Annotated in this window: 25 protein-coding genes; 14 read left to right on the forward strand and 11 right to left on the reverse strand. The window is 70.0% G+C overall.

From position 1 onward, the window contains the following. Positions 1 to 189: 189 nt before the first annotated feature. The 3 genes from AC5WS8_RS33010 to mce all read right to left on the reverse strand — a co-directional run bounded on the left by AC5WS8_RS33010 (position 190) and on the right by mce (position 5,828). Entirely contained in the window at positions 190 to 1,125 is a 936-nt protein-coding gene (locus AC5WS8_RS33010) for a cellulose-binding protein (protein ID WP_496107179.1), read from the reverse strand. A 181-nt stretch (positions 1,126 to 1,306) separates the two neighbouring features. Next, positions 1,307 to 5,155, reverse strand: a complete 3,849-nt coding sequence (gene scy, locus AC5WS8_RS33015; protein WP_496107180.1) for a polarized growth protein Scy — start codon at positions 5,153 to 5,155, stop codon at positions 1,307 to 1,309. Positions 5,156 to 5,387: 232 nt separating this feature from the next. Further along, the gene (mce, locus tag AC5WS8_RS33020; protein ID WP_496107181.1) at positions 5,388 to 5,828 is read right to left on the reverse strand and encodes a methylmalonyl-CoA epimerase; all 441 of its coding nucleotides are present in this window, start codon (positions 5,826 to 5,828) and stop codon (positions 5,388 to 5,390) included. A gap of 148 nt (positions 5,829 to 5,976) precedes the next feature. Here mce and AC5WS8_RS33025 point away from each other — a divergent pair, with 148 nt between their 5' ends. Together AC5WS8_RS33025 and meaB are read left to right on the forward strand one after the other, a co-directional pair. Then, on the forward strand, positions 5,977 to 7,179 hold the full coding sequence (locus AC5WS8_RS33025; protein ID WP_496107182.1) for an acetyl-CoA C-acetyltransferase: 1,203 nt from the start codon (positions 5,977 to 5,979) through the stop codon (positions 7,177 to 7,179). Positions 7,180 to 7,226: 47 nt separating this feature from the next. Next, complete coding sequence (gene meaB, locus AC5WS8_RS33030; protein ID WP_496107183.1) at positions 7,227 to 8,183, forward strand: methylmalonyl Co-A mutase-associated GTPase MeaB; 957 nt, start codon at positions 7,227 to 7,229, stop codon at positions 8,181 to 8,183. 96 nt (positions 8,184 to 8,279) lie between these two features. Here meaB and AC5WS8_RS33035 read toward each other — a convergent pair whose 3' ends face one another. Further along, positions 8,280 to 9,044 (reverse strand): NTP transferase domain-containing protein, encoded by a 765-nt coding sequence (locus AC5WS8_RS33035; protein ID WP_496107184.1) that lies wholly within the window; start codon positions 9,042 to 9,044, stop codon positions 8,280 to 8,282. Beyond that, positions 9,041 to 9,787 carry a tyrosine-protein phosphatase gene (locus tag AC5WS8_RS33040; protein ID WP_496107185.1) on the reverse strand — a complete coding sequence of 249 codons (747 nt, stop codon included), beginning with the start codon at positions 9,785 to 9,787 and terminating at the stop codon, positions 9,041 to 9,043. The genes AC5WS8_RS33035 and AC5WS8_RS33040 overlap by 4 nt, the downstream gene beginning before the upstream one ends. Positions 9,788 to 9,986: 199 nt before the next feature. Here AC5WS8_RS33040 and AC5WS8_RS33045 point away from each other — a divergent pair, with 199 nt between their 5' ends. Genes AC5WS8_RS33045 through AC5WS8_RS33055 form a run of 3 tightly spaced genes read left to right on the forward strand, consistent with a single transcriptional unit; the run spans position 9,987 to position 12,292 of the window. After that, positions 9,987 to 10,970, forward strand: coding sequence for a hypothetical protein (locus AC5WS8_RS33045; protein WP_496107186.1), 984 nt, complete (start codon positions 9,987 to 9,989; stop codon positions 10,968 to 10,970). A 13-nt stretch (positions 10,971 to 10,983) separates the two neighbouring features. After that, on the forward strand, positions 10,984 to 11,655 hold the full coding sequence (locus AC5WS8_RS33050; protein ID WP_496107187.1) for a hypothetical protein: 672 nt from the start codon (positions 10,984 to 10,986) through the stop codon (positions 11,653 to 11,655). After that, positions 11,645 to 12,292, forward strand: a complete 648-nt coding sequence (locus tag AC5WS8_RS33055) for an HDIG domain-containing metalloprotein (RefSeq protein WP_496107188.1) — start codon at positions 11,645 to 11,647, stop codon at positions 12,290 to 12,292. Before AC5WS8_RS33050 ends, AC5WS8_RS33055 begins: the two co-directional genes overlap by 11 nt. Positions 12,293 to 12,578: 286 nt before the next feature. Here AC5WS8_RS33055 and AC5WS8_RS33060 read toward each other — a convergent pair whose 3' ends face one another. The 4 genes from AC5WS8_RS33060 to AC5WS8_RS33075 form a co-directional block, all read right to left on the reverse strand. Further along, positions 12,579 to 13,055, reverse strand: coding sequence for a MarR family winged helix-turn-helix transcriptional regulator (locus tag AC5WS8_RS33060; RefSeq protein WP_496107189.1), 477 nt, complete (start codon positions 13,053 to 13,055; stop codon positions 12,579 to 12,581). Between the two features lie 92 nt (positions 13,056 to 13,147). Further along, positions 13,148 to 13,900, reverse strand: a complete 753-nt coding sequence (locus tag AC5WS8_RS33065; protein WP_496107218.1) for an AIM24 family protein — start codon at positions 13,898 to 13,900, stop codon at positions 13,148 to 13,150. Positions 13,901 to 13,938: 38 nt separating this feature from the next. Continuing rightward, a complete protein-coding gene (locus tag AC5WS8_RS33070) occupies positions 13,939 to 14,589 on the reverse strand; it encodes an AIM24 family protein (protein ID WP_496107190.1) in 651 nt (216 codons plus the stop codon). Position 14,590: 1 nt separating this feature from the next. Beyond that, a complete protein-coding gene (locus tag AC5WS8_RS33075) occupies positions 14,591 to 15,223 on the reverse strand; it encodes an AIM24 family protein (RefSeq protein WP_496107219.1) in 633 nt (210 codons plus the stop codon). Positions 15,224 to 15,470: 247 nt separating this feature from the next. Between AC5WS8_RS33075 and AC5WS8_RS33080 the strand changes: the two genes are divergently transcribed. The 5 genes from AC5WS8_RS33080 (at position 15,471) to AC5WS8_RS33100 (ending at position 18,420) form a co-directional block, all read left to right on the forward strand. Further along, positions 15,471 to 15,815: a DUF3817 domain-containing protein gene (locus tag AC5WS8_RS33080; RefSeq protein WP_496107191.1), complete on the forward strand. Its 345-nt coding sequence runs from the start codon at positions 15,471 to 15,473 to the stop codon at positions 15,813 to 15,815. Further along, the gene (locus tag AC5WS8_RS33085; RefSeq protein ID WP_496107192.1) at positions 15,812 to 16,108 is read left to right on the forward strand and encodes an MTH1187 family thiamine-binding protein; all 297 of its coding nucleotides are present in this window, start codon (positions 15,812 to 15,814) and stop codon (positions 16,106 to 16,108) included. The genes AC5WS8_RS33080 and AC5WS8_RS33085 overlap by 4 nt, the downstream gene beginning before the upstream one ends. A gap of 199 nt (positions 16,109 to 16,307) precedes the next feature. Then, positions 16,308 to 17,060 carry a hypothetical protein gene (locus tag AC5WS8_RS33090; RefSeq protein WP_496107193.1) on the forward strand — a complete coding sequence of 251 codons (753 nt, stop codon included), beginning with the start codon at positions 16,308 to 16,310 and terminating at the stop codon, positions 17,058 to 17,060. Further along, positions 17,057 to 17,737: a DUF4166 domain-containing protein gene (locus AC5WS8_RS33095; protein ID WP_496107194.1), complete on the forward strand. Its 681-nt coding sequence runs from the start codon at positions 17,057 to 17,059 to the stop codon at positions 17,735 to 17,737. Before AC5WS8_RS33090 ends, AC5WS8_RS33095 begins: the two co-directional genes overlap by 4 nt. Next, on the forward strand, positions 17,734 to 18,420 hold the full coding sequence (locus tag AC5WS8_RS33100) for a TetR/AcrR family transcriptional regulator (RefSeq protein WP_496107195.1): 687 nt from the start codon (positions 17,734 to 17,736) through the stop codon (positions 18,418 to 18,420). Before AC5WS8_RS33095 ends, AC5WS8_RS33100 begins: the two co-directional genes overlap by 4 nt. Here AC5WS8_RS33100 and AC5WS8_RS33105 read toward each other — a convergent pair. Continuing rightward, entirely contained in the window at positions 18,392 to 18,823 is a 432-nt protein-coding gene (locus AC5WS8_RS33105) for an SRPBCC family protein (protein ID WP_496107196.1), read from the reverse strand. The two genes, AC5WS8_RS33100 and AC5WS8_RS33105, sit on opposite strands and share 29 nt — an antisense overlap. Positions 18,824 to 18,943: 120 nt before the next feature. On the opposite strand from AC5WS8_RS33105, the gene AC5WS8_RS33110 reads away from it, so the two are divergent. The 3 genes from AC5WS8_RS33110 to icmA all read left to right on the forward strand — a co-directional run bounded on the left by AC5WS8_RS33110 (position 18,944) and on the right by icmA (position 21,643). Beyond that, a complete protein-coding gene (locus AC5WS8_RS33110; RefSeq protein WP_496107197.1) occupies positions 18,944 to 19,453 on the forward strand; it encodes a MarR family winged helix-turn-helix transcriptional regulator in 510 nt (169 codons plus the stop codon). A gap of 75 nt (positions 19,454 to 19,528) precedes the next feature. Continuing rightward, positions 19,529 to 19,867 (forward strand): DUF3817 domain-containing protein, encoded by a 339-nt coding sequence (locus tag AC5WS8_RS33115; RefSeq protein ID WP_496107198.1) that lies wholly within the window; start codon positions 19,529 to 19,531, stop codon positions 19,865 to 19,867. Positions 19,868 to 19,942: 75 nt separating this feature from the next. Then, positions 19,943 to 21,643, forward strand: coding sequence for a coenzyme B12-dependent isobutyryl-CoA mutase large subunit (gene icmA, locus AC5WS8_RS33120; protein ID WP_496107199.1), 1,701 nt, complete (start codon positions 19,943 to 19,945; stop codon positions 21,641 to 21,643). Between the two features lie 379 nt (positions 21,644 to 22,022). Here the strand turns inward: icmA and AC5WS8_RS33125 are convergent, their stop codons facing one another. Next, positions 22,023 to 22,652 carry a TetR/AcrR family transcriptional regulator gene (locus AC5WS8_RS33125; protein WP_496107200.1) on the reverse strand — a complete coding sequence of 210 codons (630 nt, stop codon included), beginning with the start codon at positions 22,650 to 22,652 and terminating at the stop codon, positions 22,023 to 22,025. Positions 22,653 to 22,932: 280 nt separating this feature from the next. Between AC5WS8_RS33125 and AC5WS8_RS33130 the strand changes: the two genes are divergently transcribed. After that, complete coding sequence (locus AC5WS8_RS33130) at positions 22,933 to 23,907, forward strand: tetratricopeptide repeat protein (protein WP_496107201.1); 975 nt, start codon at positions 22,933 to 22,935, stop codon at positions 23,905 to 23,907. The last annotated feature ends 469 nt before the right edge of the window (positions 23,908 to 24,376 follow it).

Below are 24,376 nucleotides of genomic sequence, written 5' to 3' on the forward strand. Positions count from 1 at the left end.
GGTTCCGCCCAAGGGGAAGTAAAGTGCCCGCCGCCGGGCGTCACGTCGCTCCGACAGGAGTTCGCCGCCGGCGAGCGCCACGACCGCCACTCCGCACGCGGTCCGCGGCCACGCCGGGACGGCGCGAAGCCCTCCCCACGTGAGTGGCGGAGGGCTCCGCGGATGTTCAGCTGCCGTACGGCCGGCGTGTCACCGGGACTGCTGCGCCGGGACCCCGCGCGAGATCGGCTCGTCCTCGGCCGGCGTGCCGGTCGCGGCCACCGCGGCGCCCGTGAGCGTCGCCAGCATCTCGCGGACATTGGTGAGCTGGGCGTTGATGGAGTCGCGACGGTTGGTCAGCGCCGCCAGCTCGCGCTCGGACTCGGAACGGATGCGGTCGGCCTTGGCGTTCGCGTCCGCGACGATGTCCTCGGCCTGACGCTGGGCGGTCTCCACCGTCTGGCGGGCGCGGCGCTCGGCGTCCGTGCGCAGCTTCTCCGCCTCCAGGCGCAGCTGCTCGGCGCGGTGCTCGATCTCCGCCAGACGCTTCTCCGCCTTGGCCTGACGGGAGGCCAGGTCGCGCTCGGACTGCTCCCGCCGCTTGGCGAGGTTCGTCTCGAAGTCCGCGGCGGCCTGGGCGGCCTTGGCGCGGGTCTCCTCGAAGAGGGCGTCCGCCTCCTCGCGCTTGGACTGGGCGTCCTTCTGCGCCTCGGCACGCAGCTGGGCCGCGTCGCTCTTGGCCTTCTCGACGATGCGAATGCCCTCTTCCTCGGCCTTCGCCTTGCGGTCCGAGGCGAACGACTCCGCGTCGTTGCGCACCTGCTGGGCGGCCGACTCCGCGAGTTCGCGGTGCTGCTCGGCGGCGCGGCGGGCCTCCTCGCGCAGGTCCTTGGCCTCTTCCTCGGCGAGGCGGAGGATCTTCTCGACGCGTGCGCCGAGACCCGCGTAGGACGGCTCGGCGTCGCTGACGGCGGCCTGGGCGTTCTGCGTCTCGAGGTGGAGCTCCTCGATGCGCTTCTCCAGGGCGGTGATGCGGGCGAGAGCACTGTCACGGTCGGAGACGAGCTTCGAGATCCGTTCGTCCACCTGAGCGCGGTCGTACCCACGCCGCACAAGCTCGAAGCCGTAGGGGGAAGTGTCGCTCATGGGGTTCCTGTCGAATGAGACCGGTGAGGTGATAGGGGAATCCTAGGGCGCAATGCGGCGTGTCATCGAGCGGATGCGTGTTTGATCTGGAGAATGACACTCCTTTTGGGTGGCTGATCTGCCGGGGGGCTTGCCAGGACCCGTGCACGGCGCTCCGGCAAGCATAGAACCGTGCTTCTGGCTAGCCTTCTGACGGTTTGCCACCCGAACGAGGTGCCCCCACGGTGGCGCCCGCCTTGACTCCCGAGTCCTTGCCGCCGGACGGCACCTCGAAGGACTCGAGCGCCTCCAGGACGTCCTGGACACGGGAGATCTCCGCGTTGATGTCCTCGCGCCGGCGCACCAGGATCTCCAGCTCCCGCTTGCCCTCCTCGACGGCCTTGCGGGCCTCGCGGATCGCCTCGGCCTTGATCTGCTCGGCCTCGGCGACCAGCGTGGACTTCTTCTGCTCGGCCTCCTTCAGCAGGCCCTCCGCCTTCTTCACCGCGGCGATACGGACCTTGCCCGCCTCCGAGTTGGCCTCCGACAGGATCTCCTTCGCCTGCGCCTTGGCCTTCTCCAGCTGCTCCTCGGCGGCCGTGACCAGTGCGTCGCACCGCTCGCCCGCCGACTTCATCGCCTCGGCCGACTCGCGCCGCGCCCGCTCGTGCAGCTCCTCGATCTCGGCGGTGATGCGCTCGCGCAGCTCCTGAGCCCGCTCCCGGATCTGGGTGGCGTCCCGGCGCGCACCGACGAGCAGTTCGTCGGCGTCCGCCCGAGCCTGCTCCACCAGCGTGTTGCCCTCGACCGTCGCCTCGGAGACCAGACGGTCGGCCTCCGTGCGGGCGGCGCCCACCATCGTGTCGGCCTGCGCCTCGGCGTCCGCCGTCGCCTTGCGCGCGCTCTGCTGGGCCTCCGCGAGCAGCTTGTCGGCCTCGGCGGCGGTCTCCGTGATGAGTTTGTCCACCTGCTCGGCCGCCTCGGAACGCCGCTTGTTGGCGTCCTTGCGGGCCTCGTCCAGGGTGCGCTCGGCCTCCTCGCGCGCCGCCGTCGTGATCCGCTCGGCCTCCGCCTCCGCGTCGGCCCTGACCCGCTCCGACTCGGTGCGGATCCGCTCGGCGTGCGTCTGTGCGGAGCCGACCGTCTCGGCGGCCTCGGCACGCAGCCGCTCCGCCTCGTCGGTGGCGTCCGACAGCAGCTTCTCCGCCTTGGCCACGGACTCCGCGCGCACCCGCTCGGCCTCCGCGGCGGTCCGAGTGGTGAGCCGCTCGGCCTCCGCGCGCGCCTCGGTGATGAGGGTGTCCGCCTGCGTGGCCGCGTCCGACCGGATCCGGTTGGCGTCCTCGCGCGCCTCGGCACGGGTGCGCGAGGCGGCCTGGTCGGCCTCGGCGAGGGTGTCCGAGGACTCGGTCCGCACCCGCTGGGCGTACTCGGCGGCGTCCGAACGGAGCTGCTCCGCCTCGGCGATCGCGTCCGCGACGGTCCGTTCCGCGAGCGACTTCGCCGCCTCCGACTCCTCGGCGGCCTGCTGCCGGACGCGGTTCGCGTCCTCGGTGGCCCGCTCGCGCTCCGCGTAGGCGTCGGCGCGGACCCGGTCGGCCTCCTCCTGCGCCTCGGTGCGCGTACGCTCCGCCGCGTGCTCGGCCGCGGAGCGCAGACCGGTGATCTCCTCCTGCGCCTGCTCGTGCAGCCCGGCCACGGAGTCCCGCACCTGCTGGGCGTGCTGCTCGGCCGCCGACACCATCTCGGTGGCGCGCCGGTCGGCCTCCTCCACCAGCCGTACCGCCTCGGCCTGGGCCTCCTCGACCCGGGCGCGCGCCACCGCGAGCAGTTCCTCGCTCTGCTCCCGGGCGCGCTCACGCTCCTGGTCGGCCTCCTGGCGGGCGGAGCCGAGAAGCTCCTCGGCCTCCCTGCGGCGCCGGACGGCCTCCTCCTGGGCGGCGGCCAGCGTCTCCGAGGCCTCCGTGCTCAGCCGCTCGGCCGCGGCCTGCGCCTCCGCGCGGACCCGGTCGGCGGTGTCCTGCGCCTCCGACTTCAGCCGCTCGGCCTCGGCCGCCGCCTCCGACCGCAGGCGTACGGCGATGGCCTCGCCCTCCGCGCGGGAGGCCGACGCGTCCGAGGCGGCCTCCGTGCGCAGCCGCTCCGCCTCGGCCTCGGCCTGCGCCTGGAGGGTTCGAATGCGCTCGGAGGCCTCCGAGCGCAGCCGGTCGCTCTCCTCCAGCGCCTCCCGGCGGATCCGCTCCGCCTCGGCGCGGGCGTCGGCGAGGGCCTGCTCGGCGGAGGCGAGCCGCTGCTCGGCCTCCGACTGCAGGCGGCCCAGCTCCTCGGCGGCCTCCGCGCGGCGGGCCTCCACGGCCCGCTCGCTCTCCTCGCGCAGGGCGCGCGCGACCTTCTCGGCCTCCTCCTTGATCGCGTCCGCCAGCTCGACGGCCTCGGCGCGCTGGGTCTCGGCCTCCTTGCGGGTCCGCTCCAGGGCCTCCTCGGCCTGGCGGCGCAGCATCGAGGCACGCTCGATGGCCTCCGTGCGGACCTTCTCGCTGTCGGTGGTGGCGGTGGTGCGCAGCTCGTCCGCGTCGGCCTTGGCCTTGGAGAGCAGCTCCTCGGCGGTCCTGGCCGCCTCCTCGATCTGCTGGACGGCCTCGCGCCGCGCCTCGGCGCGGATCTTCTCGCCCTCGGCGACCGCCTCGGCGCGCAGCTGCTCGGCCTCGCCGCGCAGCCGGCGTGCCTCCTCCTGCAGCTCGACCGTCTTGGCGCGGTACTCCTTGGTGTCGTCCTTGGCCGCGCCCTTGAGCTGCTCGGCGATGTCGTGCGCCTCGGCGCGCAGGCGGTCCGCCTCGGCCTCGGCCTCCTTGCGGATCCGGTCGGCCTCCTCGGCGGCGGCCTTGGTGGTCGCCGCGGCGTCCTGGGACGCCTTGTTGAGGACCTCCTCGGCGGTACGGGCCGCCTTGCCGAGCTGGGAGGCGGTCTCCTCGGCCGTGATGGTCCGGGCCTTCTCGGCGGCCTCGGCGACGATCTTCTCGGCCTCGGCACGCGCGTCGGCGACCACCTGCTCGGCCTCGGCCTTCGTGGCCTCGGCCTCCTTGGTGGCCTCGCTGACCAGCCGGGCGACCTGCTCCTTGGCGGTGCGGGTGCGCTGCTCGCCCTCCGTCTCGGCGCTCGCGAGGGCCTTGCCGGCGGCCTCCTTGGCCTCCGTGACGAGCTTGTCGGCCTGGGCACGCGCCTCGCGCAGCGCGGCCTCCGCCTCCGTCATCCGCTGCTCGGCGGCCCGGCTCAGTTCGGACGCCTGCCGACGGGCGGTCTCCGACTCGCTCGCGGAGGAGGAGCGCAGCTGCTCGGCGTGGTCGGTGGCCTCCTGGGCCTGGGTGGAGGCGGCGTTCAGCAGCCGTTCGGCGTCCGCGCGGGCCCGTCGCAGGATCTGGTCGGCCTCCGCACGGGCTGCCTCGGCGTCGCTCTGCAGCCGCTGCCGGGCCTCGGTGACCAGCCGCTCGGCCTCGGCGCGGGCGGCGGCGAGGGCCTGCTCGGCCTCCGTGCGGGACTCCTCGACCAGCCGGCGGGCCTGGGCCTCGGAGCGGGCGCGCAGCTGCTCCGCCCAGGCCACGTTCTCGTTGACGTGCGACTCGACGGTCGCCCGGCGCTCGGCCAGCTCCTGGTCGAGCTGCTGGCGGCGGGAGACCGCTTCCGCGTGCAGCTCCGCCTGGAGCCGGGCGGCCTGCTCGGCGTGCTCCTGGAGGATGCGCTGGGTCTGCGCGCGGGCCTGGCTGAGCTCGCGCTCGGCGTCCGCCCGCAGCTGGTCCGCCTGCATCTGGGCGGTGCGCAGCATCTGCTCGGCCTGGTAGCCGATGTCGGCCCCGTCGTACGCGGGACGGGACATGAGGGTGCGGCGCGCCTCGTGCAGCTTGGCGCGCAGCACCTCGACCTGGTAGCCGAGGTCCTCGGCGTGCTGGATCGCCTTTTCCCGCTCGGTCTTCAGCCGCTCCATCTCGGCCTCGAACCGAGAGAGGTGGTCGACGTCAGCCGCCGGCTCTCGCTCCTGGCGTTCGTAGCCCCGCACTGCGCGGTCCCATCCGTCCCCTGGTCGCAAGTCTCTCCGAACGAGCCCCGTTCATCCGCCGAACGGGGCCCCCGGGGAATGGTGTCAGATCAACGGCAGAGCATGGGCTGCTGCCCCGGCGCTCGTCCCCCGAAACCCGGACCCCGGCACGTCCCACCGGTTCGCGGCGGGACCCGGTCGCCCTGGTGGAGCGGCGACCGCCCCCAACCCTACCGGCCCTTATGTACGGGAGTCAGTGCTCAGGTGTCTCAACGGCCGCGGATGTGACCAGTTCCGTGAGAACGCCGTGGCAGTCCTTGGGGTGCAGGAAGGTGATCCGTGACCCCATGGAGCCGCGCCGCGGCTCCTCGTACAGCACCCGCACGCCCTTGCCCCTGATCTCGGCGGAGTCGCCGTCCACGTCCGCCGTGCCGAAGGCGATGTGGTGCACCCCCTCGCCGTTCTTGGCGAGCCACTTGGCGACGGTGGAGTCCTCCCGGATGGGCTCCAGGAGCTGCAGGTAGGAGGCGCCGCCGTCGTCCGTGTCGTTGATCTTCAGCATGGCCTCGCGGACACCCTGCTCCTCGTTGACCTCGGTGTGGAACACCGAGAAGCCGTACGTCGAGGTGTAGAACTCGACGGTCTTCTCGAGGTCGAAACAGGCGATTCCGATGTGGTCGATTCGCGTCAGCATGGATTCAGTGCAGCGCTCCTGCCGTGGTTACGCAACGTGCGCGCGATCACACCGACAGCCCGGTGACGGTTTGCCCTACCGCTCAGTACATTCGAAGTAAACCCTCGTTCACTCCTAGGCTGTGCAGGCCGGAAGGGGATCGCAGCTCATGTCTGGAACGAACAGCACGACCAGCGTCATCGTCGCGGGTGCGCGCACCCCCATGGGGCGGCTGCTCGGCTCGCTGAAGTCCTTCTCCGGAGCCGACCTCGGCGGCTTCGCGATCAAGGCCGCCCTCGACCGTGCGGGGATCGGTGGCGACCAGGTGCAGTACGTCATCATGGGCCAGGTGCTGCAGGCCGGGGCCGGGCAGATCCCGGCACGTCAGGCCGCGGTCAAGGCGGGTATCCCGATGAACGTGCCGGCCCTGACGATCAACAAGGTGTGTCTGTCGGGCCTCGACGCGATCGCGCTCGCGGACCAGTTGATCCGTGCGGGTGAGTTCGACGTGGTCGTCGCGGGCGGCCAGGAGTCCATGACCAACGCCCCGCACCTGCTGCCGAAGTCCCGCGAGGGATTCAAGTACGGCGCGGTCCAGATGCTGGACGCGATGGCGTACGACGGGCTGACCGACTCCTTCGAGGGCGTCGCCATGGGCGAGTCCACCGAGAAGCACAACACCCGCCTCGGCATCGGCCGCCAGGAGCAGGACGAGATCGCCGCCCTCTCCCACCAGCGGGCCGCCGCCGCTCAGAAGAACGGCATCTTCGAGGCGGAGATCACCCCCGTCGAGATCCCGCAGCGCAAGGGTGAGCCGGTCGTCTTCAGCAAGGACGAGGGCATCCGCGGCGAAACGACGGTGGAGTCGCTGGCCAAGCTGCGTCCGGCGTTCAGCAGGGACGGCACGATCACGGCCGGTTCCTCCTCGCAGATCTCGGACGGTGCGGCGGCCGTGGTCGTGATGAGCAAGGCCAAGGCGCAGGAGCTGGGCCTGGACTGGATCGCGGAGATCGGGGCCCACGGCAATGTGGCGGGGCCGGACAACTCCCTGCAGTCCCAGCCGTCGAACGCCATCCTGCACGCCCTGAAGAAGGAGGGCCTGGAGGTGTCCGACCTCGACCTGATCGAGATCAACGAAGCCTTCGCGGCGGTCGCCGTGCAGTCAATGAAGGACCTGGGAGTTTCCACCGAAAAGGTGAATGTCAACGGTGGTGCCATCGCCCTGGGTCACCCGATCGGGATGTCCGGCGCCCGCCTCGTCCTGCACCTCGCCCTGGAGCTGAAGCGGCGCGGCGGCGGCGTCGGCGCGGCGGCGCTGTGCGGGGGCGGCGGCCAGGGTGACGCGCTGATCGTGCGGGTACCCAAGGCCTGAGCACCCCAGAACCGACCTCTTTGCGGGAACACGTGAACGGAGCTGTGATGCAGGACGTCTCCTCGCTGGTGGCCCAGGCCAGGGAAGGCCGGCCGCGGGCCGTGGCCCGGCTGATCTCCCTGGTGGAGGGGGCGTCCCCGCAGCTCAGGGAGGTCATGGCGGCGCTGGCCCCGCTGACCGGCAACGCGTACGTGGTGGGCCTCACGGGGTCGCCGGGCGTCGGCAAGTCCACGTCCACGTCGGCGCTCGTGACCGCGTACCGCAAGCAGGGCAAGCGGGTCGGCGTGCTCGCCGTCGACCCGTCGTCGCCCTTCTCGGGCGGCGCGCTGCTCGGCGACCGGGTACGGATGTCGGAGCACGCCTCCGACCCCGGCGTCTACATCCGGTCCATGGCGACACGCGGCCACCTGGGCGGCCTCGCGTGGGCGGCTCCGCAGGCGATCCGGGTGCTGGACGCGGCGGGCTGTGACGTGGTCCTGGTGGAGACGGTCGGTGTAGGCCAGTCGGAGGTCGAGATCGCCTCCCAGGCGGACACCTCGGTGGTCCTGCTGGCCCCCGGGATGGGCGACGGCATCCAGGCCGCGAAGGCGGGCATCCTCGAGATCGGCGACGTGTACGTCGTCAACAAGGCGGACCGCGACGGCGCGGACGCGACCGCACGCGAGCTGAACCACATGCTGGGGCTGGGCGAGTCGCGGGCCCCCGGCGACTGGCGCCCCCCGATCGTGAAGACGGTCGCGGCCCGGGGGGAGGGCGTCGACGAGGTCGTGGAGGCGCTGGAGAAGCACCGGGCGTGGATGGAGGAGCACGGAGTCCTCGCGGAACGCCGTCTGGCCCGCGCGGCCCACGAGGTGGAGACGATCGCCGTGACCGCTCTGCGGGAACGCATCGGCGACCTCCACGGCGACCGCCGCCTGAGCGCCCTGGCGGAACGGATCACGGCGGGGGAGCTGGACCCTTACCGGGCGGCGGACGAACTGGTGGCGGGGCTGACGCAGGGCTGAGCGCGGCCCCTCCGGCGGCCGCCGGAGGGGCGTGGTCTCCGCCGAGGGGCGGCCGCAGCCTCGATTCCGGACGGCTGATCCCGGGGAGAGCCGCCCTCAGTGCGCTCTGCCGTGCGTCCGGCACCTGGCCGGGGCGTCTTCCCCCAGGGCCCGGGAGACATCCCACAGGTCCTGGCAGTCGTCGACATCGATGCCGAGGTCCGTACGAGTGATCTCTATCGATCCCGGCCGCCGCGCCGAGAACCGGACCAAGAAGTCGGAATCCCTGACAACGGATCCATAGGACTCCTCTTCCAGGACCTCGTACATGTCGGCCGAGCACCATCGCATGCCGGCATAGCGCAGCGGGGATGGTGCAACATCACGGTCCGGCTTCTCGATCAAGTACTGCGAGGCTCCTACGTCGCGCACGTATATGGGGAGCCGGTCCTCGCCCGTCTGCGTCACCAGCAGATTCATCATGGTGGCGGTTCCCCCACCACGAGCGGCATTGCGGAGAAGATCGGGCAGCGCACGGTCCGACAGCACCACATCGCTCGTCGTCATGATGTGCTGGCGCCTGCCCACCACTCGGGAAAGGGAACGCACTGCGTGGAACGTTCCCCTCCTGGCCGAGTGCAGGATGGTCGAGTTGAACCGGGAGTCCGGGGGCACGAGGACGTCGAGATGGTCCCTGTCGGGGCCCGCGGCGATCACGACGTCCCGCACTCCTGCCAGGTGGGCCTGGTCGAGAAGCCTTTCAAGAATGGTCTGCCGCCCGATCCGCAGCAGTGCTTTGGGCACGTCTATTCCGCATTCTCTGAGTCTCGTGGCGGCACCGCCGGCCATGACGGCGAGCACCGGCGGTTCCGAGAAGCTCATCCCGGCCCTCCCTCGGCCGATCCCAGATAGCGGCTGCGCAGCACCGGGACAGTTGCCGCCTCGCAGCCGATTCCTTCCACGACATACCTCTCCACGGAACCGTGTGCGGCGGTCAGTTGCGAGAGGAACGTTCTCATGGCCTCGGCGGGCGCCTGCCCGTAGCCCGACCACCGCAAGGTGCGGTTCGGGTTCAGCCGCCGCCAATCGGCGATGAGACGCTCTGTCGCCAGCCCGGTGAGAGAGAAGTCCGCCGCAATGACATCCCGGCGCACCCCCAGCAGGGCGAGGACAATTGCGGTGACAACGCCTGTGCGATCCTTTCCGGATCCGCAATGGATGACGATCGGTCCATGCGCGGTCGCCGCGAGCTCGAGCGCCTGCTTTACGCCGGATGCCCCTGCGACCGCGAATTCCATGTATCGGTCGGCCAGAAACCGAGAGGTTTCCACCGAGGGTTCCACATCCGCCTGATCGCATGCGGTGTGACCGATGTCGACGTTATGGTACGTAAAACTGCGATGAAAAGGGATGCGCCCCAGTCGCTCCACTTCCCGTGGACTCCGCAAATCGATCACCGTGCGGATGCCGAGTGCCAGGAACCGCTGCCAGTCGGGAGCGGTGAGCTTGGCGAGAGAGTCCGACCGGTAGAGTCGTCGGCGGCGGACCGTCCGTCCGTCTTCGGTCGGACAGCCCCCCAGGTCCCGAAAGTTGTGCACCCCCTGGAACTCAACGATGCGCGACACGGCATCACTGTACGCAGGTCCGGCCGACCGGAGAAGACGCAGGGAAAGCGATACGCGGACCTCGGCGGGCGGAGCGGCGGTGGACGGTCCCGAAAGTTATGATTCGGGGAAATTGCACCATATGTTCGCATCTCGCCACATGGTGAACTTCGGGTGAAAAGCTGGCGACCCGTACCTCGGCTTGCTACTCTCCCCGGTTATGACAAACGAGCCCGTTCGGGGCTTTTTGCAGAGGGTTTTACAACGTCACTCGACCGGGATGCAGGCGCTCCTGCTGACAGTGGTGACGCTGGTGGCTGCGGGGCTCCTCTGGTGGGCTTCTGCATTGCATGCCTCGGCGGGCAAGGATTTCCTGAACGCGGTCGCGACCGGGCTTCTGGTCTCGGCCGCGTTCGGCGTCGCGCAGTCACTCGTCACCGGTCGGATAACGGCGGAACTGCTCAGGTCATCCATAGTTGACGAAGTGAGCCGTTCCCTGTCCGACCTGAACAACACCTACTATCCGACCCACGAATTCGAGGCGTCCGTCGAGCCGTCCGTGTCCTTCAACCAGATGCTCACCGCAGACCTCAACGAGTCCTCCGTGTTCTGGTTCCGCGGAGTTTCGGCGCGGTATACCGCGGTGAGGCTGGAACTCAACAAAAACGCCAACGTCCAGGCCAACCTGATCCTTCCGGATCCCGCTGTCGCCACATCGATCGACGGAAGGGTCGACTACCTCTATCGCCAAGGGGTGTACCCGGGCAAGAGCGTCGAGGAGATCAGGTCGACCGTCGACCGGGAGATGAGGGTGGGACTCGTCGGGCTGATGGAGGCGTGCAGACGCTGCTCCTCGATCCAGCTCATACTCACTCCGACACCACTCCTCGACCGTTACGAGATCTTCCGCAATGCCGTCTGGGTCACCATGTTCAGCGCCAAGGGCACTGGGCTGGTGTTCCCCAGAACCCTGCGGTTCCAAGAGAATTCCGTGATCTACCGGATGCAGGAAGCGGAATGTCTGCAGACGCGACACCATCCGGGCGTACGGGTCCTGGAAATACCTCGACCCACCAGCACTCAGGATTTCATCGATTTCTACGATGTGGTCGCGGGTTCCCGGATATCGGCGGACGAGATGACAGAACTGCGGGAACGGTACCGGGCGTTTGCCGTTGAATTCCAGACCAAGGCCGGACTCTAGGGGAGGGTGACGCATGGCCGGCGACTTCCTCGAGCAGATCATTGCGAAGGTGAGTTCTTGCTCGGGTGACGAGACCGTCGCGGAACTGGAGGAGGCGTGGCGGTCCGTGGTGACCTCCGACTCCGTTTCCAGCCGATTTCTGGTTGATTTTGGCCGTCTTCTTGGTGACGCGCAGTGGAGAGCCTCACTGGTTCAGCGGTCCCGCGAAACGGCGACTCATTATGTGTGGAACGTCGCCGCCGGTGCCACGGGGCATCCCAGGCTGTGCATACACGAGTACAAGAACCGGACAGAAGTCGGGTCGGGACACGCGAACACCATCCATAACCACCGTTATGACTTCGTGAGCCATATCCTTCAGGGTGGGTACACTCACGAGGAGTTCTTGGCGGCAGAGTGCGGAACCTCGCCCACGGACTTGGAGCCTCCGGTACTGGGAAAAACTTCTCGTCTCACGGCCGGGCAGGGAATCCTGTTGGATCACCGCACATTCCATCGTGTCACCCACGTCAAGAGCGGTACTTTCACGGCGGTTCTCAAGACAGCGCCCAGGAAGGACTACAGTATCTCGTTCTCGGTACGGGATCGGAAGCCCATCCAGCACCATCCCCTCCCTGCCCGGGCGCACCTCCTGATGGAACGACTTACTCTCGACGAGAGCGGGGCGCAGCCCAGTGGAACCTGACGAGTCATTTATCGCCGAAGTGCGTGAGAAAGTGCGCAGCTTGTATGCGCACAAGGTGAGCGATGTCCCTTTCCACGGGTGGCATCATGTGACCTTCGTCTCCGCCAAGGCATGCGAATTCGCCGCCGAGTTGGAGGCCGATGTACCGCTCGTACGTGTCGCCGCGCTTCTGCACGATGTGAACTACTTGGTCGACGTCCGCACGGACGCGAGCGGCGGTTCTCAACTGCGCTGCAGGATCCTGGAGGAGGCCGGTGCCTCGAAGGAGCTCGTCGAGCGGGTGGAGCAGATCGTCCTGGAGGCGGAGATCCAGTCCCGGACATCGGAAATCTCCCCCGAGGCGAAGGCTCTGAGCGACGGGGACACCCTGTTCAAGGCGCTTCCCATAACGCCGGTGATTCTTGCGCCTCTGTACATGAAAGAGACAGGCCGTGACATCCGGGAACTCGCGGACAAGATCGTGGCGGAGCAGGTTCCCCTCAAGGAGCAGGGGATCTATTTCTATTCCGATTCCGCGCGAGAACGCTACAGCGCGTGGGCCGAAACCGGCCTCAGCCTCTGGCGGCACATCCTCGACTCCCTGAACGACCCCGACATCTGTGACCTGGTGGCGTCGCTGGGCGTTCTCGGCGGCTGATGGCGGTCTCTGCCGGCGGGGCCCCCGCCACCGGTGGAGCGGACGTCGAGCCGGCGGGGCCCCGCCCACGGGCGGAGGGAGGGTCGAGTCGCCGCCGCCGCCCCCGCATGGGTGGTTCGAGCGGTGGGCGTCCGGTCTCCCTCCACACGACCGCGGCGGCGCGGTGGCCGAGTGCACTCCCACTGGACGCCTCGGCGGTCCGTGACTGCGGACAGCCGAAGGCGCAGGTCGCATCGACCGCGTGCAGGCCGCCCGGTCGGGCGGTCCGCACACTGCCGCCGCACCGCTACGGCTTGCCCCGCTGTCCCCGCAGATGCTCCGCGATGGGCCGCAGGGACTTGTGGAGGTGTTCGAGGTCGTCGGGAGGCAGCAGGTCGATGAAGTGCCGCCGTACGGACGACACGTGCTGTGGCGCGACCTTCTGCATCGTCTCCATGCCGTGGTCCGTCAGGACCGCGTACAGACCCCGGCGGTCGGACTCGCAGTTCTCGCGGCGTACCAGGTCCGCGTTCTCCATGCGGGTGATCTGGTGCGAGAGGCGGCTCTTGGACTGGAGGGTGGCGGCCGCGAGGTCGCTCATCCGCATACGCAGGCCCTCCGACTCCGAGAGGTTCACCAGGATCTCGTAGTCGTTCATCGTCAGGCCGAACGGCTGCAGATCCCTTTCCAGCTGGTAGGTCAGCAGTTTGTTGACCTCCAGGTGGGTGCGCCAGGCGCACTGCTCCGCATCCGTCAGCCAGTGCGTGGACGTCTCGGTCTCCATGAATGAAGTCTACCTAAAAGTTGAAAGGCGAACTAGTGAGGGGTGGTGTGACTGCGCGCACGCGTTCGACGTCACACTCCGCAGACTACCGCTCACAGCCCGAAGCGGCGCTGGAGGTCGCCCAGCTGTCCGGGAAGACGCGGTGTCCCCGGCTGCCCTTGGTGGCCGGGGACACCGCCGCCGCCCGGTACGCCGGGCTCGTGCGGGACCACCCCTGTGTCCTGCTCGGCCATCAGCGTCTCCGAGGACTGCAGCAGCACCGTGCCCGCCCCGACGAACTCGAACTGGTGCTCCTCCCCGGAGGCCCCGCCGAGCCCCGTCATCGCACGTAGGCCGCCCCATACGCCCCTCAGGTACCCGTGGTCGTAGTGGTGGCACGGCGACGGGCAGTCGGCCCAGCCCACCAGCGCCTGCGGGTCCACCCGGATCGGGGGTTCCATGAACACCACCGGACCGTTGGACGCGGCCACGAACTTCCCGGTTCCGATCAGCGTGAGGAAGCCCGGAATGATCGACTGCTTCAGTGACAGACTTGGCTGAAAAGCAAGGAGGTTGCCCGAGCGAATGGTCAGGTTGCCGTCCTCGAGGTCGTAGGAATTCACGTCGAAGGCCCGGTCGGCGAGCAGCATCTTGCCCGAGCCCTCCGCCACCACCCAGTCGCTCGCGTGCAGTGGCGAATGGAACGACGTACGCACGAGACGGTCCAGGCGGCCGTGCCCGATGCCGTTGAACTCGATCGAGCCGTAGTAGGCGATCATCTTGCCCTTCTGCAGGAACCACTGGCTCCCCTTGAGCTCCACGCAGAAGGTGTACTTGGTGACGTTGTCGTCGGCCGGCAGTGTCATCGGGTCGAACACGACGGGGCCCGCGCCCGGATAGGTGGTCACAGCTTCTCCTCCGACGCCTGCACGTACACCACACCGCTTCCGCTCAGCTCCAGCTGGAACGCCTCGCCGGAGCCCCGGCCCACCATGTCGCGCCAGCCGAGCGCCGTGGAGAGCCTGTTGCGCACGTCGCCGTGGTGCGCCACGTACGCCTGGGGATCCACGTGGACCGGGTGCCCCGGGGTGACGGGCACCTCGAAGACACCGCCGTGCGCCATGACGGCGACCGCCCCGTGCCCCGTCAGGGTGGTCGTGAACAGGCCCTGACCCGTGACCTGGCCGCGCACCATGCCCATGACGCCGCCCTGCGAGCCCATGAACATCGTGCCCTGCTGGAGGGTGCCCTCGAAGGCGAGCAACCGGTCCGCCTCCACGTACAGCGTGTCGCCCGTCAGGTTGATCACCTGGATGTGGTGGCCGCCGTGCCCGAACAGCACCGTGCCGCTGCCCTCGACCGTCATCAGCGGCGTCGCCTCGTTCGCGATGCGGCGGCCGATCATCGACATCACCCCGCCCTGACCGCCCTGCACGTTGGGGGTGAAGGAGACGTCGCCCTGGTAGGCGAGCATCGCGCCCCGCTGGCTGAACAGCCGCTGCCCGGGCGCGACCGTCGCCTCGATCATCTTGGAGTTCACTTCGCGGAAGGCCATGTCAGAGGTCCCCCGCGATCGTGTTGCGCTCGCTGGGCTGGACGTACACCAGTCCGTCCCCCTCGAAGCGGATCTGGAAGGCCTCGCCGCCGCCCTCCCCGAAGAACGTGCGGAATGTCACGCCCGACTGGAACGACTGCCGCAGGTTGCCCTGGTGCGCCACGTAGGCGCCGGGGTCCACGGTCAGCGGGTACTGCGCGCTCACCCGCAGCACCACCGCCGGGCCGTCCGACATGATCGCCGCCTGGCCGTGGCCCTCGACGGTCGTCGTGAACAGGCCGTTGCCCTGCGAGGCGCCGCGCAGGCCGGTGAACGTCGTGCCCGTGCGCAGGCCGGCGTCCGTCGCGAGGAGGTTGCTCGACTCGACGTACAGCTTGTCCCCCTGGAGGCTGACGAGGTTGATCTCGGAGGCCCGGTCCGCGAACCAGCACGTCCCGTGTCCCTTCACCTCCATCACGGTCATCTGCTCGCCGGTGAGCCGCCGGGTCACCATCCCGCGGATCCCCTCACCGCCGCCGGTGAGCTTCTTGAAGGTCATCCGACCGTCGTACGCGACCATGGAGCCGTTCTTCGCCTTCACGGCGTCCCCGGTCAGGTCGACGGCCAGCACCTTGCTGCCTTGGAGTCGGAACATCGCCACGGAGCGAAGGTAACGGCCGGGCGGGCGGAGCGGACAGAGCCCGAAGGCGGATCCCCACCCTGAGCCGACCCCGAGGGACACCCGCGGGCGCCCCTGGCGGGGGAGGAGGGACCGGGGTGACGCCGACACCCGCACCCCCGTGCCCGGTCCGCCGCGTCCCGGATGTCACAATGGCCGGGCGCTTGTGCGTGCGTTCACAAAGCGACTGCGTCGTCAGCGACTCTCCCACCGAAGGTGACCCGTGGACATAAAGACCGCCACCGCCCTCCGCCGGCTCCGCCTGGTCTCGGCCCCCGAGGCCGTCTCCTTCCTGCTGCTGCTCCTCTGCTCGGTGCTGAAGCGCACCACCGACTTCAACGCCGTGCCGGTGATGGGCTCGATCCACGGCGTCCTCTTCATCCTGTACGTGATCTTCTGGGCGGACGCCTGGAACCGCACCAAGTGGCCGCTGAAGACCGCCGCCGTCTACTTCGTCCTCTCCGTGCTGCCGACCGGTGGCTTCTTCGCCGAGCGCAAGCTGCGCCGCGAGGCCGAGGACGCCGTCATCGCGGCCCGCGCCCGCAAGGAAGGGACCGTGAACGCGTGATCGTCGCCTTCTCCGTGACGCCTCTGGGCGTCGGCGAGGACGTGGGGGAGTACGTCGCCGACGCCGTCCGGGTCGTGCGGGAATCGGGTCTGCCGAACCGCACGGACGCCATGTTCACCTCCGTCGAGGGCGAGTGGGACGAGGTGATGGACGTGGTGAAGCGCGCCGTCGCGGCGGTCGAGGACCGGGCACCGCGTGTCTCGCTGGTCCTGAAGGCGGACATCCGTCCGGGTGTGGCGGACGGTCTCACCTCCAAGGTGGAGACGGTGGAACGGCACCTGGCCGCCGGCTGACGCCCCGCCCGAGGACCGCGTCGGCGACCGCCGACCACGACCACCGACCAGGAAAGGCCCCGACCCCGGCCCCACGGCCGGGGTTTTTCCGGTGCCGCTCTTTGAGCGATCGCTCAAACCTCCTGTAATCTGAGGGCAACTGTTTGAGCGACTGCTCAAAAGATGCGTCCGACCAGGGATGGGATCAGGGGGATCCAGCATGGGGCTCTACGTGGAGGCACACATACGGGCCGATCTCGACGACCTGTGGGAACGCACCCAGGACCCGGCGCGGCACAGACGCTGGGACCTCCGTTTCACCGAGATCGACCACCTGCCGCGTGCGCAGGGCGAACCCCAGCGCTTCCGGTACGCGACGCGCCTCCTGCCGTTCCTGACCGTCTCCGGTACCGGCGTGTCCGCGGGGGAGAAGACACGGCCGGACGGCACCCGCACCTCCGCGCTGCGGTTCTCCTCGCCGCACCCGCTGTCGCTGATCGCCGAGGGCGGCGGCTACTGGCGCTACGTCCCCGACAGCGACGGAGTCCGCTTCCTGACCGGGTACGACTACCGGCCGCGCTGGGGTGCCTTCGGCTCCGTCGCGGACCGCCTGGTCCTCCGGCCCCTGATGGGCTGGGCGACGGCCTGGTCCTTCGACCGCCTGCGCCTGTGGCTGGAGCGGGGGGTCGCACCGGAGCACGCGCTCCTGAACTGGCTGGCGGAACTGGCCGCCCGCGCCCTGATCGTCACCGCCGCCTGCACGGGACTCGCCCTCGACCCCCTCCCCCGCCTCTTCGGCCCCTTCGCGGCGGCGATGGCCTACCCGTGCCCGCTGCTGCTGGTGGTCGCCGTCTCCCTGGCGCTGTTCAAGGCACCCCTGCCCTGCACCCCCGCCGCCCGCCGTTGTCTGCGCACCCCGCCCACCCGCCTGGGCGCACCCCGTCTCCTGGCCACCCTGGAGCAGCCCTCATGACCTCGATCTTCCGTACGGTGATGGGCACGGACTTCGAACGGCTGCACCCTGAGCTGCGGCGCCGTTTCTCCGTGGGACTGGCGACCGGCGAGGCGTGCACGGGACGCGGTGTGATGGACCGCGTCTGGCACGGCAGGGGGCTGGTGAAGCCGTTCCTGGTACTGGGCGGCACCCGGAACATCCTCCTCCCGCGTCAGGGACACGACATTCCGTTCGTCATAGAGAACGTTCCGTACGCCGACAGCTTCGGCCGTGAGACGGTGACGTTCGTGCGCACCTTCGACCTGCCCGGCCGGGCCCGCCGCTTCGACGCGCAGATGGTGCTGAGCCCGAAGGGCGACCGCGTTCTGGACTACCTCGGCACCCACCAGCACCTGGCGAGCGAGCTGCACTTCTCGGCGGAGCCGGACGGGTCGCTGCTCGTCCGTTCCGGCGAGCACCGCTTCCGTGAGGGGCCGGTGGACGTGCGCGTGCCGGAGGTCATCGGCGGTCAGGCGGTGGTCCGGGAGGCGTTCGACGAGTCGACGGGGCGGTTCCGGATCCGGGTGCGGGTGGTGAACCGGTACGTCGGCCCGTTGTTCGGCTACGAAGGATCCTTCACGGTGTCGTACGCGGACGTCGGTGTGCGCGGGGTGCGCCCCGGGCTGCGGCCGGTGCGGGAGGAGGCGCGGGCGTGAGTGAGGCGACGAAGGCCAAGCTGCTTCAGGGGGCGCTGCGCGCGCTCACCGAGCAGGGGATCGCGAAGACGTCCGCGCGGACGATCGCGGCGGCTGCCGGCGTCAACCAGGCGCTCGTCTTCTATCACTTCGGCTCGGTGGACGAACTGCTGGCGGCCGCGTGCCGGTACGGGACGGAGCAGCGGGTGGCGCGCTACCGGGAACGGCTGGACGCGATCGGCTCGCTCGGTGAGCTCCTCGCGTTCGGCCGGGAGATGCACGAGGAGGAGAAGGCCGCCGGGCACGTGGCGGTGCTCGGCCAGCTGCTGGCCGGCGCGCAGACGCATCCGCGCCTCGCGTCGGCGACGGCCGCGGGGCTCGACCTGTGGATCGTGGAGATCGAGCGCGTGCTGGAACGGGTGCTCGCGGCGACGCCGCTCGGGGAATTCGCCGACGCGAGGGGCCTCGCGCGCGCGGTGTCGGCGTCCTTCGTGGGGATCGAGCTGTACGAGGGGGTGGACGCGGAGGGGGCGGGCGCGGCGCTCGGCGCCCTGGACCAGCTGGCCCTCGTCGTGGCGGCGCTGGACGATCTGGGCCCGGTGGCTCAGCGGGCGGTCCGCCACACGCTGCGCCGGGCGTCGCGCGCCCGGGGTGCCCGCCCCGAGGGGACCTCGCTCAGCGCCCCTGCTCCACGTACTCCTTGAAGTGCTGCAGATCGCTGCGGACCAGCCGTTCGATGGCGCTCGCCTGGGCGAAGCCCCTCGGGCCGCCGAACGTCTCCCTGACCGCGCCCGGGTCGTAGGCGAGCCGCGCCTGCACCCGGGTGTGGTCCTCGTCGATCGACTGCAGCGAGAAGGACCCCTTCAGCTCCGGCTCACCCGTGGTGTGCCACTCCATCACGCGTTCCCCGCCGCGGTCGGAGACCTCCGCCTCGATCTCCCGGGCCCGGCCGCCCGTCTCGACATCCAGATGCGCCCGGCCGCCCGCCTCCGTACGGGCGTCCCGCAGTCCGTCCACGAAGCGCGGATAGTTCTCCACCCGGTGCAGGCTTTCCCAGGCCGCGTCGATCGGAACTCCCACATCCACGTGTTCTTCGAGGGTGCTCATGGCTGACCTCCGCGTTCGGTTCGCCCCCCTTCTGCTTCCAGTGTGCGCCCGGGGACGGCTCGGGGACCGAAACGCGAGACGGGGCTGACCAGCATGTGACCGGCCGGTAAGGTCGATGGCGTGCCGAAGCCCCTCAGTCTGACCTTCGACCCCATCGCCCGCGCCGACGAGCACTGGAAGCAGCGGTGGGGAAACGTGCCGTCCATGGCCGCGATCACCTCGATCATGCGGGCGCAGCAGATCCTGCTCGCGGAGGTCGACGCGGTGGTGAAACCGTACGGACTCACCTTCGCGCGGTACGAGGCGCTGGTGCTGCTCACCTTCTCCAAGGCGGGCGAGCTGCCCATGTCCAAGATCGGCGAGCGGCTCATGGTGCACCCCACGTCGGTCACCAACACCGTGGACCGCCTGGTCAGGTCCGGCCTGGTCGCCAAGCGGCCCAACCCCGACGACGGCCGCGGCACCCTGGCCTCCATCACCGACAAGGGCCGCGAGGTCTGCGACGCGGCCACCCGGGACCTGATGGCGATGGACTTCGGGCTCGGCTGCTACGACGCCGAGGAGTGCGCGGAGATCTTCGCGATGCTGCGTCCGCTGCGGGTCGCCGCGGGCGATTTCAAGGAGGGCTAGCGGCCTCCGGCCGGCGCCCGTACGGCGCCGGGGGTGCCGGAAGATCACCGCAAACCGGCCGTTACGCTCGTAGCCATGAAAAAGAGCGTGCTGACCCGCTACCGCGTGATGGCCTACGTCACCGGTGTGCTGCTGGTCCTGCTGACCCTCGGCGTCATCGCCAAGTACATCCTCGACGTGAACGGCGCCGCCGACTTCACCCGTGTCATCGGCATCGCCCACGGCTGGCTGTACGTGATCTACCTGGTCTTCGCCTTCGACCTGGGCTCGAAGGCCAAGTGGCCGGTCGGCAAGCAGCTGTGGGTCCTGCTCGCGGGGACGGTCCCGACGGCCGCCTTCTTCGTGGAGCGCAGGGTCACCCACGAGCTCGAGCCGAAGATCGCGGAGGACGCTCCCGCGGTCGCGAAGGCCTAGCGGACACCGCCGTACGGAAGCCGTACGGCGGTCTGCCGTCGACATTTACTTGGACGTCCTAGTAAATTCGAGGGTATGGACGCTGACGCCATCGAGGAGGGCCGCCGACGCTGGCAGGCCCGCTACGACGCCTCCCGCAAGCGCGAGGCAGATTTCACCACGCTCTCCGGCGATCCCGTGGAGCCGGTGTACGGACCCCGCCCCGGGGACAGGTACGAGGGCTTCGAGCGGATCGGCTGGCCCGGTGAGTACCCCTTCACCCGAGGCCTGTACCCGACCGGCTACCGGGGGCGGACGTGGACCATCCGCCAGTTCGCCGGGTTCGGCAACGCCGAGCAGACGAACGAGCGCTACAAGATGATCCTGGACGCCGGCGGCGGCGGTCTGAGCGTGGCCTTCGACATGCCGACCCTCATGGGCCGCGACTCCGACGACCCGCGTTCGCTCGGCGAGGTCGGGCACTGCGGCGTCGCGATCGACTCGGCCGCGGACATGGAGGTCCTGTTCAAGGACATCCCGCTCGGTGACGTGACGACATCGATGACGATCAGCGGGCCGGCGGTCCCGATCTTCTGCATGTACCTGGTCGCGGCCGAGCGCCAGGGGGTGGACCCCGGTGTGCTCAACGGCACGCTCCAGACGGACATCTTCAAGGAGTACATCGCCCAGAAGGAGTGGCTCTTCCAGCCGGAGCCACATCTGCGCCTCATCGGCGACCTGATGGAGTACTGCAGTTCCCGCATCCCCGCCTACAAGCCGCTGTCCGTCTCCGGATACCACATCCGGGAGGCGGGCGCCACGGCCGCGCAGGAGCTGGCGTACACGCTCGCCGACGGGTTCGGGTACGTGGAGCTGGGACTCAGCCGCGGGCTGGACGTGAACCTGTTCGCGCCGGGCCTGTCCTTCTTCTTCGACGCGCACGTCGACTTCTTCGAGGAGATCGCCAAGTTCCGCGCGGCACGGCGCATCTGGGCGCGGTGGATGCGGGACGTGTACGGGGCGACCAGCGAGAAGGCGCAGTGGCTGCGCTTCCACACGCAGACGGCCGGGGTCTCGCTCACCGCGCAGCAGCCGTACAACAACGTGGTGCGTACGGCGGTGGAGGCGCTGGCGGCGGTGCTCGGCGGCACCAACTCGCTGCACACCAACGCCCTGGACGAGACGCTGGCGCTGCCGTCGGAGCAGGCGGCGGAGATCGCGCTGCGGACCCAGCAGGTGCTGATGGAGGAGACCGGGGTCGCGGGCGTGGCCGATCCGCTGGGCGGTTCGTGGTACGTGGAGCAGCTGACGGACCGGATCGAGGCGGACGCGGAGCGGATCTTCGAGCAGATCAAGGAGCGGGGACTGCGGGCGCACCCCGACGGGCAGCACCCGGTCGGGCCGATGACGTCCGGCATCCTGCGGGGGATCGAGGACGGGTGGTTCACCGGGGAGATCGCGGAGTCCGCGTTCCGCTACCAGCAGGCGCTGGAGAAGGGTGACAAGAGGGTGGTGGGCGTGAACGTCCACACCGGCTCGGTCACCGGGGATCTGGAGATCCTTCGGGTCAGTCATGAGGTGGAGCGGGAGCAGGTCCGCGTCCTGGGCGAGCGCAGGGCCGGGCGGGACGAGACAGCGGTGCGCTCGGCGCTGGACGGCATGCTCGCTGCCGCGCGCGACGGCTCCAACATGATCGAGCCGATGCTGGCCGCCGTGCGGGCGGAGGCGACGCTGGGGGAGATCTGCGGGGTGTTGCGGGACGAGTGGGGGGTGTACACGGAGCCGGCCGGGTTCTAGGCGCGGCCGGGCGGGGGTGACGCCTGGTCGGTCTCGCCTCCGCCGCCCCTGCCCGTCCCGTGCCCCGGGGCTGCCGCCCCGGACCCCGGCCGGGCACCGCGTTCGTCGGCCCCGTCGGGAAGTGCGTTCGTCGGCCCGGCCGGGGAGGGCGTGTTCGTCGGCCCCGTCGGGGGCCTGGGGCCCTGTCGTGGGCTGTGCCCGGTGGCCGTCGTGCGCTGTGCGCGGTGGCCCGTTGCCGGCTGCGCCCGGAGCCCCGTGGAGCACTGCGCACTGCCACGTTGCCGGCTGTGCGCGGTGGCCCCTCGCGGGCTGTGCGCGGTGGCCCGTCGGAGGCTGCGCCCGCAGCCTCCGACGGCCGGTCGCCCGACCGGCCGTCTCCTCAGCCGTCGGACGGGCTTGCGGCCGTCAGCCCGAGCAGCAGGACCCGCGTGAGGTCCCGCACCCACTCCCCGTCCGCCGGGCGGGCGCTCACCAGGGTGCGGTGGACCACCGCACCCGCCACCATGTCGAATATCAGGTCGACCGTGCGGGCCGCCCGGTCCGGGTCCGCCTCCGGAGGGAGTTCGCCCCGGGTCTGGGCGCGGGAGCGGCCCTGGAGGACCAGCCGCTTCTGGCGCTCCACGATCGACGCGCGGATGCGTTCGCGCAGCGCGTCGTCCCGGGTGGACTCCGCCACCACCGCCATCAGGCCGCTCTTGGCCTCCGGGCGGTCCAGGATCGCCGCGAACTGCAGCACCACGCCCTCGATGTCCGCCGCCAGGCTGCCCCGGTCCGGCAGCTCGAGCTCGTCGAAGAGTTCGGCCACCGCGTCGACCACGAGTTCGTTCTTGCCCGCCCAGCGGCGGTAGAGGGTCGTCTTGGCGACCCCCGCACGGGTCGCCACGTCTCCCAACGTCAGCTTCGACCACCCCAGCTCGACCAGCGCCGCGCGCGTCGCCTCCAGGATCGCGGCGTCGGCGGCGGCGCTGCGCGGGCGCCCGGGACGGGCGGCGGACGGGCTGCTCTGCATGTCGGTGACCATATCCGGCCCTGTCCATGGCGATATCCGGCCTTCCGGTGAAGTGGTGAGGGAGATCACCGGGGGACTGGTCACGGCGACCCCCGGAGCCAGTTACGCTACGACTCGTAGCGAAAGCGTGCGCGCGCACCGCGCGTGCCGTGCTCGCGAGCGACGACCACTGGCGCCGGGTGGGGACCCGGCCGCGGAGCACGACCCGCCCGGCGGGGTTACCGGGCACGGCTTTGACCATGCTTTTCACAGCGACGTGCGGAAGGGGGAGGATGTACTCATGCAGCCACGGAACATGTCCATGAGCGGAGTCGTCGACCTCGCCGCGGTGAAGGCAGCCCAGGAGGCCAAGGCGAAGGCGGAGCAGGCGCGCGCCGAAGCGGCCCGGCAGGGCGGGGGAGGGGCGGTCTCCCCGGCCGACCTCGTCATCGACGTCGACGAGGCGGGGTTCGAGAGCGACGTCCTGCAGCTGTCCACCGAGGTGCCCGTCGTCATCGACTTCTGGGCCGAGTGGTGCCAGCCCTGCAAGCAGCTGAGCCCGGTCCTGGAGCGGCTGGCCCTCGAGTACAACGGCCGGTTCGTGCTCGCGAAGATCGACGTCGACGCCAACCAGATGCTGATGCAGCAGTTCGGCATCCAGGGGATCCCGGCCGTCTTCGCCGTCGTCGCCGGGCAGGCGCTGCCCCTCTTCCAGGGCGCCGCTCCCGAACAGCAGATCCGCGCCACCCTCGACCAACTCGTCCAGGTCGCCGAGCAGCGCTTCGGGCTGACCGGTCTGACCGTCGACCCCGACGCCGAGGCGGACGGCGCCCAGCAGGCCCCTCAGGTCCCGGCGGGCCCCTACGACGCGGCGCTCGAAGCGGCCGTACAGGCGCTGGACGCCGGCGACCTGGGCGGCGCGATCCAGGCGTACAAGAACGTGCTGAGTGACGACCCGGGCAACATGGAGGCCAAACTGGGCCTCGCCCAGGCCGAGTTGCTGCAGCGGGTGCAGGGGGCCGACCCGCAGCGGGTGCGCAAGGAGGCCGCGGAGAAGCCCGGTGACGTGGCGGCGCAGATCGCCGCGGCCGACCTGGACCTGGTGGGCGGACACGTGGAGGACGCGTTCGGCCGGCTCATCGAGACGGTGCGGCGCACGGCGGGTGACGACCGGGACGGCGCACGGCTGCGGCTGCTGGAGCTCTTCGAGGTGGTCGGAGCCGAGGACCCCCGTGTGGCGGCAGCACGAAGGGCACTCGCGAGGGCCTTGTTCTGACCAGTCGCTAAACACCCGGGCTTGTGACGCCCGGGTGAAAGATTTGCCGACAGAGGTTGACGGCGGTCGCGCTTTACCAAATCTTGGTAATCGCGGCCGCTGTTACTGCGAGTAAGGCGGGCCCGTTGTTCTGTCGGGTTCTGTCCGCTCTTCAACCGTTTCGTTGTCTCCCTTTGCGCCACGAAGAGTTGCCGCGTGATGCCGAGCGGCCGCCGCGCGGTTATCCGGCCGTTACTAGCGAGTAACGAACCCCCTTGCGGGGGCGGCGAGAATGCACCACGATCGGCCACGCTCGGTCCATCGCCGTACCCGACACCCAGCCGGGGCAACGGAGTTTCGTGGGTCCCCACCGGGCAGGAGCCGGCGGCAGTGGCGTCGGCTCCTGGACAGGGGGGTCTCCGCCGCGGCGGAGCCTGTCCGGAGGTTGTGCGTGATGCGTGTCAGGCGCGACCAGTGGTTGTCGCTCGGG

This window comes from Streptomyces sp. PTL18, assembly GCF_059510295.1.

What these genes read in the sequence shown, in the direction of transcription:
- AC5WS8_RS33065 (WP_496107218.1), bottom strand. Translation starts at nt 13,900, where the DNA reads ATGACACTGCCGGCCGACGACAACGTCACCAAGTACACCTTCTGCGTG.
- AC5WS8_RS33125 (WP_496107200.1), bottom strand. Translation starts at nt 22,652, where the DNA reads ATGCAGAGCAGCCCGTCCGCCGCCCGTCCCGGGCGCCCGCGCAGCGCC.
- AC5WS8_RS33045 (WP_496107186.1), top strand. Translation starts at nt 9,987, where the DNA reads ATGACAAACGAGCCCGTTCGGGGCTTTTTGCAGAGGGTTTTACAACGT.
- icmA (WP_496107199.1), top strand. Translation starts at nt 19,943, where the DNA reads ATGGACGCTGACGCCATCGAGGAGGGCCGCCGACGCTGGCAGGCCCGC.
- AC5WS8_RS33060 (WP_496107189.1), bottom strand. Translation starts at nt 13,055, where the DNA reads ATGGAGACCGAGACGTCCACGCACTGGCTGACGGATGCGGAGCAGTGC.
- AC5WS8_RS33075 (WP_496107219.1), bottom strand. Translation starts at nt 15,223, where the DNA reads ATGTTCCGACTCCAAGGCAGCAAGGTGCTGGCCGTCGACCTGACCGGG.
- AC5WS8_RS33095 (WP_496107194.1), top strand. Translation starts at nt 17,057, where the DNA reads ATGACCTCGATCTTCCGTACGGTGATGGGCACGGACTTCGAACGGCTG.
- AC5WS8_RS33070 (WP_496107190.1), bottom strand. Translation starts at nt 14,589, where the DNA reads ATGGCCTTCCGCGAAGTGAACTCCAAGATGATCGAGGCGACGGTCGCG.
- mce (WP_496107181.1), bottom strand. Translation starts at nt 5,828, where the DNA reads ATGCTGACGCGAATCGACCACATCGGAATCGCCTGTTTCGACCTCGAG.
- AC5WS8_RS33050 (WP_496107187.1), top strand. Translation starts at nt 10,984, where the DNA reads ATGGCCGGCGACTTCCTCGAGCAGATCATTGCGAAGGTGAGTTCTTGC.
- meaB (WP_496107183.1), top strand. Translation starts at nt 7,227, where the DNA reads ATGCAGGACGTCTCCTCGCTGGTGGCCCAGGCCAGGGAAGGCCGGCCG.
- AC5WS8_RS33090 (WP_496107193.1), top strand. Translation starts at nt 16,308, where the DNA reads ATGGGGCTCTACGTGGAGGCACACATACGGGCCGATCTCGACGACCTG.
- AC5WS8_RS33025 (WP_496107182.1), top strand. Translation starts at nt 5,977, where the DNA reads ATGTCTGGAACGAACAGCACGACCAGCGTCATCGTCGCGGGTGCGCGC.
- AC5WS8_RS33115 (WP_496107198.1), top strand. Translation starts at nt 19,529, where the DNA reads ATGAAAAAGAGCGTGCTGACCCGCTACCGCGTGATGGCCTACGTCACC.
- AC5WS8_RS33105 (WP_496107196.1), bottom strand. Translation starts at nt 18,823, where the DNA reads ATGAGCACCCTCGAAGAACACGTGGATGTGGGAGTTCCGATCGACGCG.
- AC5WS8_RS33035 (WP_496107184.1), bottom strand. Translation starts at nt 9,044, where the DNA reads ATGAGCTTCTCGGAACCGCCGGTGCTCGCCGTCATGGCCGGCGGTGCC.
- AC5WS8_RS33130 (WP_496107201.1), top strand. Translation starts at nt 22,933, where the DNA reads ATGCAGCCACGGAACATGTCCATGAGCGGAGTCGTCGACCTCGCCGCG.
- AC5WS8_RS33010 (WP_496107179.1), bottom strand. Translation starts at nt 1,125, where the DNA reads ATGAGCGACACTTCCCCCTACGGCTTCGAGCTTGTGCGGCGTGGGTAC.